General features: G+C 65.3%; 14 protein-coding genes. 6 read left to right on the top strand and 8 right to left on the bottom strand.

Annotation, left to right across the window (positions count from 1 at the left end; genetic code table 11):
• Window positions 1-404: 404 nt before the first annotated feature.
• The 3 genes from otnK to ltnD are packed head-to-tail and all read right to left on the bottom strand — an operon-like array spanning window position 405 to window position 3,392.
• Window positions 405-1,682: a 3-oxo-tetronate kinase gene (gene otnK, locus BRADO_RS11965; protein WP_011925583.1), complete on the bottom strand. Its 1,278-nt coding sequence runs from the start codon at window positions 1,680-1,682 to the stop codon at window positions 405-407.
• On the bottom strand, window positions 1,679-2,461 hold the full coding sequence (otnI, locus tag BRADO_RS11960) for a 2-oxo-tetronate isomerase (protein ID WP_041756410.1): 783 nt from the start codon (window positions 2,459-2,461) through the stop codon (window positions 1,679-1,681). The genes otnK and otnI overlap by 4 nt, the downstream gene beginning before the upstream one ends.
• A 19-nt stretch (window positions 2,462-2,480) precedes the next feature.
• A complete protein-coding gene (gene ltnD / locus BRADO_RS11955; protein ID WP_011925581.1) occupies window positions 2,481-3,392 on the bottom strand; it encodes an L-threonate dehydrogenase in 912 nt (303 codons plus the stop codon).
• Between the two features lie 129 nt (window positions 3,393-3,521).
• On the opposite strand from ltnD, the gene BRADO_RS11950 reads away from it, so the two are divergent.
• From BRADO_RS11950 to BRADO_RS11925, 6 genes are all read left to right on the top strand, one after another.
• Window positions 3,522-4,184, top strand: a complete 663-nt coding sequence (locus BRADO_RS11950) for an aldolase (RefSeq protein WP_011925580.1) — start codon at window positions 3,522-3,524, stop codon at window positions 4,182-4,184.
• A gap of 21 nt (window positions 4,185-4,205) precedes the next feature.
• Window positions 4,206-4,418, top strand: a complete 213-nt coding sequence (locus BRADO_RS11945; protein WP_011925579.1) for a hypothetical protein — start codon at window positions 4,206-4,208, stop codon at window positions 4,416-4,418.
• A gap of 707 nt (window positions 4,419-5,125) precedes the next feature.
• On the top strand, window positions 5,126-6,163 hold the full coding sequence (locus BRADO_RS11940; RefSeq protein WP_011925577.1) for an ABC transporter ATP-binding protein: 1,038 nt from the start codon (window positions 5,126-5,128) through the stop codon (window positions 6,161-6,163).
• A gap of 35 nt (window positions 6,164-6,198) precedes the next feature.
• A complete protein-coding gene (locus BRADO_RS11935; RefSeq protein WP_041757467.1) occupies window positions 6,199-7,488 on the top strand; it encodes a PotD/PotF family extracellular solute-binding protein in 1,290 nt (429 codons plus the stop codon).
• Between the two features lie 86 nt (window positions 7,489-7,574).
• Window positions 7,575-8,510, top strand: a complete 936-nt coding sequence (locus tag BRADO_RS11930) for an ABC transporter permease (RefSeq protein WP_041756409.1) — start codon at window positions 7,575-7,577, stop codon at window positions 8,508-8,510.
• A 3-nt stretch (window positions 8,511-8,513) separates the two neighbouring features.
• Window positions 8,514-9,416, top strand: coding sequence for an ABC transporter permease (locus BRADO_RS11925; protein ID WP_011925574.1), 903 nt, complete (start codon window positions 8,514-8,516; stop codon window positions 9,414-9,416).
• Window positions 9,417-9,841: 425 nt separating this feature from the next.
• Here the strand turns inward: BRADO_RS11925 and BRADO_RS11920 are convergent, their stop codons facing one another.
• The 5 genes from BRADO_RS11920 to BRADO_RS11900 all read right to left on the bottom strand — a co-directional run bounded on the left by BRADO_RS11920 (window position 9,842) and on the right by BRADO_RS11900 (window position 14,578).
• Window positions 9,842-10,546, bottom strand: coding sequence for an ABC transporter ATP-binding protein (locus BRADO_RS11920; RefSeq protein WP_011925573.1), 705 nt, complete (start codon window positions 10,544-10,546; stop codon window positions 9,842-9,844).
• Window positions 10,530-11,261: an ABC transporter ATP-binding protein gene (locus tag BRADO_RS11915; RefSeq protein ID WP_041756408.1), complete on the bottom strand. Its 732-nt coding sequence runs from the start codon at window positions 11,259-11,261 to the stop codon at window positions 10,530-10,532. The genes BRADO_RS11920 and BRADO_RS11915 overlap by 17 nt, the downstream gene beginning before the upstream one ends.
• The gene (locus BRADO_RS11910) at window positions 11,258-12,262 is read right to left on the bottom strand and encodes a branched-chain amino acid ABC transporter permease (RefSeq protein WP_011925571.1); all 1,005 of its coding nucleotides are present in this window, start codon (window positions 12,260-12,262) and stop codon (window positions 11,258-11,260) included. Before BRADO_RS11910 ends, BRADO_RS11915 begins: the two co-directional genes overlap by 4 nt.
• Window positions 12,262-13,140 (bottom strand): branched-chain amino acid ABC transporter permease, encoded by an 879-nt coding sequence (locus tag BRADO_RS11905; RefSeq protein ID WP_035658795.1) that lies wholly within the window; start codon window positions 13,138-13,140, stop codon window positions 12,262-12,264. Before BRADO_RS11905 ends, BRADO_RS11910 begins: the two co-directional genes overlap by 1 nt.
• 193 nt (window positions 13,141-13,333) lie before the next feature.
• A complete protein-coding gene (locus tag BRADO_RS11900; RefSeq protein WP_011925570.1) occupies window positions 13,334-14,578 on the bottom strand; it encodes an ABC transporter substrate-binding protein in 1,245 nt (414 codons plus the stop codon).
• Window positions 14,579-14,603: the final 25 nt, after the last annotated feature.

Genomic DNA, 14,603 nt, shown 5'->3' with positions numbered 1-14,603 from the left:
CAGAAGGACCCATCACGCCGCGGTCCACCGATGAAAGGTATAGTGGTGAGGTCACTCCACTCCGTTAATTTACGGGTGTCGTGACGCACGACACACAAAAAACTGCTGCATTTTGTGTGTGCGCTCCGATGCTTATCGCGGCACGACGCGACCGGTGCGCCGTGCAAGGGCTTACAAACTAAGCAGACGAGATCGAGACCGCGCGAGGCGTTCCGAAATCCGGAACGCGCGCCGCCGGATGCAGGGGCTATCGCATTTGAAGATCGCGGTGATGTGCTCGTCGCTCTCCTCGTCGTCATGGCCGGGCTTGTCACGGCCATGACGGAGTAACAAGGGAGCAGGATCATTCGCCGGTACAGCTGCGCATCGCCATATGCGATAGCCCCGCCGCCGGATGGGTGGCCCTAGCGCATCAGCCCGAGCGCGTCGGCAAAGAAATGTGGTCCGCCGAAATTGCCGGACTTGAGCGCCAGCAGCATCTCACCGGCCTCGGCGCCGATCGCGCGCAGCACGGGAACGCCGGCCGCGATCTCAGTCCCGACGAGGAATCCGGGAATCCTGAGCCGATCAACGACCGCTCCGGACGTCTCGCCGCCGGCGACAACCAGTCGCCTCACACCGGCATTGATCAGTGCCTCCGCCAGATCGGCCATCGCCTGCTCGATGGCATGTCCCGCCGTTTCACGGCCATGCCTGGCCTGCAGCGCGCTGACCTGATCAGGTGTCGCGCTGGAGGCGATCAGCACCGGTCCCTTGGAAATCCGCTCGCGGGCCCAGGCAAGCGCACGCTGCGTCTCGCCGGAGCCTGCAACGAGTCCCGCCGCATCGAGATGCAGCACGGGCATGATGGCCTCGGCTTGCGCGATCTGCTGCAACGTCGCTTGCGAGCAGCTGCCGGCGAGACACGCCGCCATGCCGCCGACCGGCGCGTCATGGTGATGGATCAAGCCGTGAGAATGCACATGCCCCGCCGAGACGAGCGCCCGCGCGAGGCCAAGTCCGATGCCGGAGGCGCCCACCGACACCTTGCTCTTGAGAGCGGCCGCACCGATCGCGGTGAGGTCTGCGTCGAACACGGCATCGACGATGGCCGCGCCGATGTCCTGCCCTGACAACTCTTGCAGCCGGTGGCCGATCGCCTCCGGCCCGTGCACGACGGTCGCGAGATCGACCAGGCCGACCTTGCGGCGGCTCTGTCGGCCAAGCACACGAACCAGATTGGCGTCGTGCATCGGATTGAGCGGGTGGTCCTTCAGCGGACTCTCGTTGAGCGGCACGGGGCCGACGAACAGGTTGCCCTGATAGACGGTCCGCTTGGTTTCCGGAAAGGCCGGCGTCACGAGCACGATGCCGTCACCGGCATCGCCGGCGAGCGCGTCCATGACGGGACCGATGTTTCCGGCGTCGGTGGAATCGAAGGTCGAGCAGATCTTGAAGAGCACGTGACGGGCGCCCCGCGCGCGCAGCCATGTGTCGGCTTCCCGCGACCTGGCCACTGCGAGCGAGGCCTCGATCGAGCGGCTCTTCAGCGACACCACCACCGCGTCGACTTCGGGCAGCGCGAGATCGTCGGCAGGCACGCCGATGGTCTGCACCGTGCGCAACCCGGCGCGGGTCAGCGTGTTGGCGAGGTCGGAGGCGCCGGTGTAGTCGTCGGCGATGCAGCCGAGCTTCAGGGTCACGGCTTCACTCCCTTGTAGGGCTCAAACCAGCCGAGCCCGTCCTCGGTCCGGCCGCGCGGATTGTATTCGCAGCCGACGAAGCCGGCATAGCCGAGCCGGTCGAGCTCGGCGAACAGGAACGGATAGTTCAGCTCCTCTCCATCGGGCTCGTTGCGCGATGGGATGCTGGCGATCTGGATGTGGCCGGTGATGTCCATCATCTCGCGCAGCCGCATCGTGACGTCGCCATGGATGATCTGGCAGTGATAGATGTCGAACTGTAGCTTGAGATTGGGAATCTTGAGCTCGCGGATCAGGTCGCGGGCGAAGCCGAAATCGTTGAGGAAGTAGCCGGGCACGTTGCGCGGATTGATCGGCTCGAGCACGACGTCGAGGCCGTGCGGCGCGAAGAACTCCGCCGCCCAGGCGACCGACTTGTAGTAGGCCTCAACGGCTTTCGCGTCGTGGCGATCGGCGATGCCAGCCATCAGGTGCAGTCGCTTCACGCCGGTTGCTTTCGCGTAAGGCAGCGCCGTCTCGAGGCTCGCCTTGAGATCGTCGAAGCGCTCGAGCAGCGCCGCAAAGCCCTTCTCGCCGGCGTCCCAATTGCCGGGCGGCAGGTTGAACAGCGCCTGCGTCAGGCCATTGCCGTGGAGGCGCTTGCCGACCTCCTCGACGGGATGATCGTAGGGAAACAGGAATTCGACCGCCGTGAAGCCGGCCTTGGCGGCGGCCGCGAAGCGATCGAGGAAGGGATGCTCGGTGAACATCATCGAGAGATTGGCGGCGAAACGAGGCATGATGCGAGGACTCGTGCTGTTACTTGGATGAGCCGGGCAGCGTGGTGCCGGTGACCTGGGCATACATGCGCGCCACCGAGGCGTCGTCGTCGCGGCCCATGCCGGCGGCTGCCGTCATCAGGAACATCTGCAGCGCGGCGGCCGAGACCGGCACGGGGAAGCGATGACTGCGCGCCATGTCCTGGATGATGCCGAGGTCCTTGACGAAGATCTCGACCGCGCTGCGCGGCGTGTAGTCGCCGTCGAGCACATGCGGCATGCGGTTTTCGAACATCCAGGAATTGCCGGCCGAGGCGGTGATGACCTCGTAGACCTTCCTGATATCGAGGCCCTGCTTGGCTGCGAACGCGATCGCTTCGCTGGCGGCGGCGATGTGCACGCCGGCAAGCAGCTGGTTGATCATCTTGAACGCGGCCCCCTGGCCCGCGGCATCGCCGAGCTCGTAGAGCTTCGCCGCCATCGCATCGAGCGCAGGCCGCGCCTTGGCAAACGCGGCCGCGCTGCCCGAGGCCAGGATCGTCAGTTCGCCCTGCGCCGCGCGCTGCGCGCCACCCGAGATCGGCGCGTCGAGATAATGCCGGCCGGTCGCCTCCAACTGCTTGGCGAGACGCCGGGCCACGTCCGGGTCCATGGTCGCGGACGAGACGAACACCGAGTCCTTCGGCATGGTCTCCGCGGCGCCGCCAGGGCCGAACAGAATGGCTTCGGTCTGCGCCGCATTGACCACGACGCTCACGACGATGTCGGCGCCCGCGGCGGCCTCGGCCGGGCTGTCAGCCTCCTTGCCGCCATCGGCGACGAAGCGCTTCACCGCATCCGCCGAGACGTCGCATCCGGTCACCACGAAGCCGGCGCGCTTGAGCGAGGTCGCCATGCCATAGCCCATCGAGCCGAGCCCGATCACGGCGACGTTCAATTGCGATGACGACATGCAGCAAATCCTCGATGCGTTTCCCGACCTGTCCGGTTAACCCGGCTCGTCCCTGGGTAACACGGCTTGGCCGCGCTGCCAAAGCGTGAGACAAAGCTCGTCACGCGCGACCCCTCGAGGATGAACACCGTGGCGGACACTGCAATTCGCGAGGCCATCTGCCGGTTCGGGCGCTCGCTGTTCGAGCGCGGGCTGACGCCGGGCTCGTCCGGCAACATCAGCGTGCGGCTGGACGACGGCGGCTGGCTGGTCACGCCGACCAATGCCTCGCTCGGCTTCCTCGATCCGGCCCGGCTGTCGCGGCTCGATGCGACCGGCAGGCTGGTCTCAGGCGACGCGCCGACCAAGGAGGTGCCGCTGCATACGGCGCTCTACCAGACGCGCGACGCCGCGCGCGCCGTGGTGCATCTGCACTCGACGCATTCGGTCGCGATCTCGATGCTTCCGGAGATCGATCCGCGTGCCGCGCTGCCGCCGCTGACGCCTTATTATTTGATGCGTTGCGGTCAGACCGCTCTGGTGCCCTATCACCGTCCTGGCGATCCCGCAGTTGCCGACGCCATCAAGGGTCTCGCCGGCCAATACGCCTCGGTCCTGCTCGCCAATCACGGTCCGGTCGTGTCCGGCGACACGCTGGAGGCCGCGGTGTTCGCGATGGAGGAACTGGAGGAGACGGCCAAACTCTATCTGCTGCTGCGCGGGCTCAATCCCCGCCATCTGTCGCCGCAGCAGGTTGACGATCTCGTCAAGGTGTTCGGGCTCATTTTGCCCGATCACGCCGATCATCATTGATCGAATCGACGGTCGACGCGCATGCAGTACCCTGCACCCTCGCCGGCCGAGATCGAAGCCGCCGCTCGCGTGCTGTTCGAGGAGGCGCGCTTTTATCGCTGGTTTCCGATCGCGACCGACTCCTATGAGATCTTCGCCGAGTCCGATCGGATCGGGATCGCCGAGTTGCGCGGCATCGCCGAGCGCATGTTGATGGCGGCCGCCCATGCCAAGCTGGGGACGCGGTTGCGCTAGCAAAGCATCTCACAAACAGCTCGCACGCGTTCGCACTTCCACAATGCGCAGCCGGGAGAGCGGCCCCGCTGTCACCCTCCCCTGGAGGGGGAGGGTCGGCTCACATGGAGCGCAGCGCAATGTGAGCCGGGGTCGGGTGCTCTCTCCACTCACTCCGTTTCCGCGGCTTCACCCTATCCCGCTCGCCCGCTTCGCGCACAAGCGGCCTCCAGGGGAGGGTGACAGCGAGATCGCGGCGGCCGCCGTCATCATCACGGTCTGCCTTGCTTCCGGAAAGCTTTGATGCCTAATATTGATGCAGAACTTGGCTGCGCGAGCCATCAGCGGCCGCTTGATCGATAGGCAGACACCGGTGAATCGGGCGCCGCCGCCCGGCCGGCTTCTCCATCATCGATTGCAGCGGCGCGCGCTCCACACGCCTGGTGCACAGACAGGGACGGGCAAAGTGCCTCCACAGCGCCGTGGTTGCCGCTGTTTTCGAGGGGGATCGCGCGGCACCAGCCCGGCGAGCGCCGGAGGAGACGGCGCGCGCCGGCCTTTTGCATACGCAGGGCCTGCAGCGCGCGTTCCTTATGCAGCTGGAAATCCGGCTGCCGATCATTGGCATATCCGTTGCAGACATGACGCAGGTCGGGAGCCGGGCGCCCGACCAAGCGAGCGACGACTCACGCCCGGTTCTTGCTGACGACAGTCGAAACGGAGGGCGGATGGCGGCGGGCGCGAGCTTGGAACTGGTGAAGGTGACGAAGATGTACGGTCACGTCACCGCCGTCGATGCGATCGACCTGCGGATTCCCGCGGGCTCCTATTGCTGCCTGCTCGGCCCGTCCGGCTGCGGCAAGACCTCGACCCTGCGCATGATCGCCGGCCATGAATCGGCGACATCGGGCGACATCATCGTCGGCGCCAAGAACGTCACCGAGCTGCCGCCCGCGGGCCGCGGCACTGCGATGATGTTCCAGTCCTACGCTCTGTTTCCGCATCTCTCGGTGATCGACAACGTCGCCTTCGCGCTGAAGATGAAGGGCGTCGCCAAGCCCGAGCGCCACGCCCGCGCGCGCGAGCTGCTCGAGCTCGTGGACATGCAGAGCTATGCCGGCCGCCTGCCGGCGCAGCTCTCCGGCGGCCAGCAGCAGCGCGTGGCGCTGGCGCGCGCGCTGATCACATCGCCGCAGATCCTGCTGCTCGACGAGCCCCTGTCGGCGCTCGATCCGTTCCTGCGGCTACGCATGCGCGCCGAGCTGAAGCGGCTGCAGCGCGAGCTCGGCCTCACCTTCATCCACGTCACCCACGGCCAGGACGAGGCGATGGCGCTGTCCGATCTCGTGGTGCTGATGAATGGCGGCAAGATCGAGCAGCAGGGCAGCCCGCGCGAGATCTTCAATCATCCGCGCACGGAATTCGCCGCGCGCTTCATCGGCGGCCACAACGTGATCCCGCTCAAGGGCGAGACCTTCGCCGTGCGTGTCGACCGCATCCAGCTGAAGGCGCCGAATGCCGCGATCGACGGTCCCGCGGTGCCCGGCACGATCAGCAAGATAGAATATCAGGGCACCTACGTCCTGATCGCGGTAGCGACCGACGGCGGTCCTGAGATCTCGGCCCAGCTCAGCGACGATCAGTTCGACGCGGAGACCCACACCATCGGCGAGCGCGTCGTCCTGACCTGGAATCCAGCGCTGGCCGATGCGCTGACGCCCCGCCCCGCCACTTCAGCCGCTCCGGCTGCAGAGCTCGTGGCCTGATTTCGCCTACTCGTTCTTATCCCAAGGAGATGATCATGAGCGATCGATCGAAAAAGACATCCATCAACCGCCGTTCGCTGCTCAAGGGCGCGGCCGGCGTTGCCGGCCTCGCCGGCACGGGCACGCTGCTCAGCGCGCCCTACGTCCATGCCGCCGATCCGAAGGTGCTGCGCTATCTCGGCACCGCCGTGAACGAGGGCGACGAGATCTCGAAGAAGTGCCTCGCCGACACCGGCATCAAGATCGAATACATCACGGCGACCACCGACGACGTCACCAAGCGCGTGATCACGCAGCCGAACTCGTTCGACGTGCTCGACACCGAATATTTCTCGCTGAAGAAGCTGGTGCCGTCGGGCAACATCTTCCCGCTCGATGCGCGCAAGATCAAGGAATTCGACAACATCACGCCCGTCTTCACCAAAGGCGAGCTGCCGAACGGCAAGAAGATCGGCGGCCAGGGCACTGCGCCTTGGAAGGTGCTGTATCTCGACGGCCCGAACTCCAAGACGTTCTCGGCGACGCCGACCGAATACGTCACGCTGATCCCGACGGTCTACAACGCCGACACGCTCGGCATCCGTCCCGACCTGATCAAGCGCCCAATCAACTCCTGGGCCGAGCTGCTGAACCCCGAATTCAAGGGCAAGGCCTCGATCCTCAACATCCCCTCGATCGGCATCATGGACGCCGCCCTCGTCGTCGAGGCCACCGGCCAGTACAAATATGCCGACAAGGGCAACATGACCAAGGCCGAGATCGACCTGACCATGAAGGTGCTGACCGAGGCCAAGAAGGCCGGTCAGTTCCGCGCGTTCTGGAAGGACTTCAACGAGTCGGTCAACCTGATGGCCTCGGGCGAGACGGTGATCCAGTCGATGTGGTCGCCGGCCGTCACCAAGGTGCGCTCGATGGGCATCGCCTGCACCTTCCAGCCGCTGAAGGAGGGCTATCGCTCCTGGGCGTCGGGCTTCTGCGTCTCCAAGGCGGTTGCCGGCGGACCGAAGCTCGACTGGGCCTATGAGTTCGTCAACTGGTATCTGTCCGGCTGGGCCGGCGCCTATCTGAACCGTCAGGGCTACTACTCGGCCGTGCTCTCCACCGCCAAGGCCAACATGACCGAGGACGAGTGGGGCTACTGGATGGAAGGCAAGCCCGCCAAGAGCGACATCAAGGCGCCGGACGGCACCCTGATGGAGAAGGCCGGCGCGGTACGCGACGGCGGCTCCTACGACGACCGCATGGGCGGCGTCGTGTGCTGGAACGCCGTGATGGACGAGAACGACTACATGGTCCGCAAGTGGAACGAGTTCATCGCCGCCTGATGTGACCACCATAGCTGCCGCGCCCGCGATGGTCGTGGGCGCGGCAGATCTTCTCAGTCATCTGCGACTTGACGACAGGTATTGCCGTGGCCGTGACGATCGACAATTCGCCCGACACCATCGCGCCCGCGGAGAGCACGTTGCGCAAGCTCACGATGCGGTCGATCGCCTGGCTGCAGGCCGGGCCGATGATGCTGGTGTTCGCGCTGTTCTTCCTGCTGCCGCTGGTGCTCGTCGTCGTCGTCAGCGCCTGGGACTACAACGAATACGAGATGATCCCGGCGTTCAGCTTCCGCGGCTACACGGACACGTTCGAGGGCTGTGTCGCCAACCTGCCCGAGCTGTGCACCATCCTGAAGACCTATCTGAAGACGCTGAAGCTCTGCCTGCTCACCTGGAGCCTCACGCTGCTGATCGGGTTCTGGGTCGCCTATTTCCTCGCCTTCCACGTCCGCAGCAAGACCTGGCAGATCGTGCTGTCGCTGTTGTGCACGATCCCGTTCTGGACCTCCAACGTGATCCGGATGATCGCCTGGATCCCCCTGCTCGGCCGCAACGGCCTGGTCAACCAGGGCCTCGTCGGCGCTGGCGTCATCAACAAGCCGGTCGAGTGGCTGCTGTTCTCGGAATTCTCGGTGGTGCTGGCGCTGGTGCACCTGTTCACCTTCTTCATGGTGGTGCCGATCTTCAATTCGATGATCCGCATCGACAAGCGGCTGATCGAGGCCGCCTATGACGCCGGTGCGTCGGGCTGGCAGACGCTGGTCAACATCGTGATTCCCTTGTCGAAGCCGGGCATCGTGATCGGCTCGATCTTCGTCATCACCATCGTGATGGGCGATTTCGTCACCATCGGCGTGATGGGCGGCCAGCAGATCGCCTCGGCCGGCAAGATCATCGAGGCGCGCCTCTCGGCGCTGCAATTCCCGGCCGCCGCGGCGAATGCCGTGATCCTGCTCGGCATCACCATCATCATCATCTCCGCGCTGACGCGGATCGTCGACGTGCGCAAGGAGCTCTGAGAGATGGGAGACAAGCGCCCCCGCTCCTTCTACATCCTCGCGGCGTTCTTCTCGGCCTATGTGCTGTTCCTGTACGGGCCGATGATCGCGATCTACATCCTGTCGTTCCAGGGCCCGGACGGCGGCCTCACCTTCCCGATGAACGGCGTGTCGCTGACCTGGTTCGGAAAGGTGTTTTCCGGCGGCGGCATCGTCGACATCGGCGCCGCCTTCAAGCGCTCGCTGGCACTCGGGCTCGTGGTGATGGTCATCACGGTCGTGCTGTCGGTCGCGGCAGGCATGGCGTTCCGCAAGCCGTTCCGCGGCGCCTCGATGCTGTTCTACACCGCGATCGCCAGCCTGATCATGCCCTCGATCATCACCTCGCTCGGCATCGCGCTCGAGTTCCGGCTGGTCGACGACTTCATCAACAAGCACGCCGCCGATTATGGCCTGGGCTGGCTGGCCGAGGGGCACACCACCGCGATGGGCCTGTTCACCTCCGGCCTCGGCGCGCACCTGACCTGGACCTTGCCGTTCGGCCTCCTGATCATGTTCGCGATCTTCAACCGCTTCGACGGCCGCCTCGAGGAAGCCGCCCGCGACCTCGGCGCCACCCCCTGGCAGACCTTCCGCCACGTCGTGCTGCCGATCATTCTGCCGTCCGTCGTCGGCATCGGCCTGTTCGGCTTCACGCTGTCCTGGGACGAACTCGCCCGTTCGAGCCAGGCTATCGGCTCGGTGAACACGCTGCCGCTGGAACTGCAGGGCCTGACGACGACGGTGACCAAGCCCGACATCTACGCGCTGGGCACGCTGACCTCGGCGGTGTCGTTCATGGTGATCTTCGCCGCGCTGTCGGTGATTTTGGTGCTACAGGCCCGCCAGAGACGGCAGGGGTCGGATGCCGGCAAAGGGATGGTGTAAGAGTTCACGCCGAAGCGGTCACGACCGAACTCATTGCCGCGATGTCTAGCGACAAGCCGCGAGCGCGGTGCTCGTATATGCGCCCTCGCCCCTTGTGGGAGAGGGCATGTAGGACAGCGCAGCAAACTCGGTTGGGTGAGGGGTATGCATCCACGAGCTCGCTTGCGGAGAGATACCCCTCACCCAACCGAATGCGCGGAGAGGCCATACATGCCCTCTCCCACAAGGGGCGAGGGCGCTGTATCGCACAGCGCCGTCGTCTCGCGACTTTGCTCGGTGCGTAGGGTGGGCAAAGGCGCGCCAAAGACTCCGATGATTTACGACGCCATCTCCCGCGCCGTGCCCACCGTCTTTCCTCATCGGCACCGCTGGTGGGCACGCGACGCCTGACGGCGCCGCTGTGCCCACCCTACGAGGTCATCGCCTCAAAGCCCCAGATACGCCTTCCGCACGTCCTTGTTGCCGCTGATCTCGGCGGCCGTGCCCTGCATCAGCACGCGCCCCGTCTGCAGGATGTACGCACGGTCCGCGATCTCCAGGCACTCGGCCATGCGCTGCTCGACGATCAGCACGGTCATCCCCGCATCACGGATTTTCTTCACGGCCTGGAAGATCTCGTCCACCAGCTTCGGCATGATGCCCTGCGACGGTTCGTCGAGCATCAGCAGCCGCGGCCTCGTCATCAGCGCGCGGCCGATGGCCAGCATCTGCTGCTCGCCGCCGGACAAGGTCTCTGCGCGCTGCTCCAGCCGTTCCGACAAACGCGGGAAAAGCTTGAATGCGAACTCCAGCGGCTCCTCGCGATTGGCTTCGCTGCGGTAGAGATAGCTGCCGAGCCGGAGATTGTCGCGCACCGAGAGCCGCGGGAACAGCCGGCGGTTCTCCGGCACGTAGGCGATGCCCTTCGCCGTGATCAGATGCTGCGCCATGCCGTCGATGCGGTGGCCATCGAAGGTGACGCTGCCGGCACGCGGACGCTCGGCCCCGGCGATCGACTTCAACAAGGTCGACTTGCCCGCGCCATTGGCGCCCGCGACACAGACGATCTCCCCCTTCTCGACGTCGATCGAGACGTTCGAGATCGCAACCAGGCCCTGATAGGCGGTGGTGACGTCACGCACCGACAGCATGGCGGTCTCCCAGATAGGCCGAAATGACTTTGGGGTCGCGGACGACGTCCTTGGGGCTGCCCTCGATCAGCACCTTGCCGAGGTCCAGCACGATGGCGCGGTCGACCAGCGGCATCACGATCTCCATGACGTGCTCGACCATCAGCACCGTGATGCCGGTGTCGCGCACGCGGCGCACGAGCTCGACGCCCTTCTGCGACTCGACCGGCGTGAGACCGGTCAGCACCTCGTCGAGCAGCAGCAGCTTCGGCTCGGTCGCCAGCGCGCGCGCCACTTCCAGCCGACGCTTCTCCGACGGCACGAGGTCGCTCGCCAGCACATCCGCGCGCGCATCGAGCCCGCAGAAGGCCAGCACCTCATGCGCCTTGCGGCGGGCGTCGCGCATGTTGGTGGTACGCACCAGTGAGCCGACGATGACGTTCTCGATGACCGTCATGCTCTCGAAGCTCTTGACCACCTGGAAGGTGCGGCCGATGCCGCGCTGGCAGCGTTCCGCCGCCGGCAGCGCCGTGACGTCCTCGCCGTCGAACAGGATCTGGCCTTCGGTCGGCTTGAACGCGCCGGCAATCAGGTTGAACAGGGTGGACTTGCCGGCGCCGTTCGGACCGATCAGGCCGACGATCTCGCCGCGGCCGACCGAGATCGAGACGTCGGAGTTCGCGGTCAGGCCCGAGAAGCGCTGGGTGATGTTGCGGGTTTCCAACAATGCGGTCATGACGCCACCGCCTCTCGCGCCGGCTGCGCCGCCGTCTTCGGCTTGCGGGAGAACAGGCTGACCAGGCCCTGCGGCCGCGCCAGCGAGATCGCGATGATCAGGCCGCCATAGACGATCAGGTCGACGCCGCGGCCGGAGCCACCGATGTAAGAACGGGTCAGCTCGGTGAGCGGGATCAGGATGACCGCGCCGAGCATCGGGCCCCAGAGGGTGCCGATGCCGCCGAGCACGGCCGGCAACGCCATCAGCAGCGAGAACTGGAAGCCCATCACGCTCTCGGGATCGATGTAGCTGACGAACTGCGCATAGAAGCTGCCGCCGATCGCGACCAGGAAGGCGGACACGGCAGCCGCGCCCATCTTGGAATTGAACACGTCGACACCGAGGCTCTCGGCCGCGAGCGGATTGTCCTTCACCGCGCGCCACCAATAGCCCCATTTGGAATCCTCCAGCCACCAGGTGACGAACCAGGCGACGCAGGCCAGCACGAGCGCGAAGTAGAAGTATGGCAGCTTCGAGCGGGTGAACTGGAACGTCAGCCAGGAGTCGCGCCGCACCGGAATGTCGATGCCGAGCGCGGCCCCTGCGAAGTCCCAGTTCTGGAACAGGAGCAGCGTGATCTCGGCGATGACGATGGTGGCGATCACGAAGTAATGGCCGCCGAGCCGGAAGCAGGGATAGCCGAGCGCCATCGCGATCACAGCGGAGATCAGGCCGCCAGCGAGCATGCCGAACCATGGCAGCACGCCGAACTTGGTGAACAGGATCGCGGTCGTATAGGCGCCGAGGCCAAAATACAGCGCGTGCCCGAGCGAGATCTGGCCGCAATAGCCGGACAGGATGTTCCAGCTCTGCGACAGCGCCGCATACATCAGGGTCAGCACCATGATGTTCTGGACGTAGACGTCCTTGACGAAGAACGGCACGGCCGCGGCCATCGCGGCGAGGAATGCGGCGAGGATGAGATCACGCCGGCGGCGTTGAACGAATGCCTTGTCCATCAGATCGATCCGAACAGGCCACGCGGGCGGATGAAGACGACGAGGAGATAGACCGCGTAGATGCCGACCGTCTTGAGCGATGCCGGCAGGATCAGCGTCGTGATGGCCTCGACGAGGCCGACCACGATGCCGCCGGCGAAGGCGCCGAACACGCTGCCGAAGCCGCCGAGCGCCACCGTCACATAGGCGATGGTCGCGAACGACGCGCCGACATCGGGGAAGACGTAGAAGAAGATCGCCATGACCGCGCCGGCAAGGCCGACCAGCGCCGCGCCCAGGCCCCAGCCGAGCGCGAACACCTTGTTCTTGTCGATGCCGACCAGCGCCACCGCCCCAGCGTCCTCGCGCGTCGCCTCCAGCGCGCGGCCGAAATCGGTGCGGTGGATGAAGAAGTACAGGCCGGCAAAAGCGGCGATCGCGATCAGCGCGCCGACCAGCTGCGGCTGCGGCAGATAGATGCCGGCGATCGAGATCGTCTTGCCGCCGAGCCAGGAGTGCGGAATGCTGCGATAGTCGGGGGTGAAGAAGTACTGCGCGACGCCGCGCATCAGCACGGCGAGGCCGAAGGTGGAGAAGATCTGCACCATGCCGGTATTGGCCTTGGCGCGGACGGCAAATCTGACAATCAGCAAATAGACCACCGCGCCGAAGACGAACAATCCGGCCGCGACGATCGGCGCCGACAGCAGCGGATCGAGCGCAAAATAGGCGAATAGGAAGAAGGTCGCATACATCGCGATCATCAGGAACTCGCCATGGGCGAAGTTCACGACGTCCATCAGGCCGAAGATGAGCGCCAGCCCTACGGCAATCAGGCCGTAGAGCAGGCCCATCAACAGGCCGCTGGCGAGACTTTGGATGATTGTTTCTGCTGTCACAGATCTTGCCCCACTCTCGATGTGACTCGGGGTGTCGTCCTGGCGAACGCCAGGACCCATAACCACGACTGTTTGTGTGGGGCACGACGACGGCCAGTCATCGTCCAACCACGGCCTCGGCGTATGGGTCCCGGGTCGGCGCCGCCACGCGCTGACGCGCGTCGCGGCTTGCCCGGGACGACATCCGAGTTAGTTACTTCATCGGCCAGCTGGCTTCGGCCACCGCAGCCTGGGCCGGGAAAATGGTCACGAACTTGCCGCCGACATATTGCAGCAGCACCGGATCGGCGTCGTTGTTCTGGCCGTTCTCATCGAACTTGACCCGCTTCCACGGCATGATGGTCTGCTCGCCCGGCAGGTCGGTCGCGGCCAGCGCGTCGCGGATCTTCTCGCCGTCGGTGGACTTGGCGCGGTTGATGGCGTCAGCCATCACGATCAGGCCCATGAACTGGCGCGACGAGTAGTCGTTGAAGTCCTTGCCCGACTTCGCCTTGAACATGTCGTTGATCTTGCCGACCATCGGCCGCTTGGCGGCGAGGTCGAGCGAGAACGAGCCGCGCGAGATCACGCCTTCGAGCTTGTCGCCGACCGCGTCATACAGCGCCTTCTCGGAGAAGCCGGCGTCCTGGGCCACGATCGCATTCGGCTTGTAGCCGAGTTCCGCCATGGTCTTGACCAGCAGGATGCCGTCGGTGGTGTAGCTCGACGGCATCAGCACGTCGGCATTGGCCGCCTTGAGCTGCTGCACTTCGGCCGACAGCGACGGCGAGTTGGCGCGGTACTTGATGTCGGCGACGACCTTGTAGCCGCGTTCCTGCGCGAGCTTGAGCTGGGCGTTGCTGGAATCGGTGCCGAAGATCGTGTCCTCGTGGAACAACGCGAGCGTGTCGATCTTGGTGCCCTTCTTCTTCATCGCGTCGAAGAAGTCGAACATCGCCTGCGAGAACATCTCGTCATGCGGCGCGGCGCGGAAATAATACTTGAGGCCGCGGCGATGCAGGCTGGGCGAGGAGTTGTCAGCGGAGAGATACGGGATCTGGTAGCGCTCGCAGATCTGGCTCGCGGTCACCGCGACGGCGCTCTGATAGGAACCGATGACGGCGGCCACCTTCTCCTGGGTGATCAGGCGCTCGGCCTCGGCGCGGCCCTTCTGCGGATCGGCCTGGTGGTCGGCAAACACCAGCTTGATCTTGGCGCCGCCGAGACCCGGCAGGCCCTCGGTGCGGGCAAGCGGGAGATCGTAATCATATTTGCCGTTGATGATCTCGGCCGCGGTCTCGAACGCGCGCTGCGCGTCGACGCCGATCTGCGCGCTGGCGCCCGAGAACGGATAGATGACGCCGATCTTCACCTCGGAGGTCTGCGCGCGGGCGGCGATCGGCCCGAGGGCGGCGGCAGCGGTGGCTCCAAGCAGGACGTTACGGCGCGTGATGGTCATGGCAAGATCCTCTGGTGAAACGAAA

The sequence above is a fragment of the Bradyrhizobium sp. ORS 278 genome, assembly GCF_000026145.1.
GTDB lineage: Bacteria > Pseudomonadota > Alphaproteobacteria > Rhizobiales > Xanthobacteraceae > Bradyrhizobium.
This window is presented reverse-complemented; position numbering and strand designations above follow the sequence as displayed.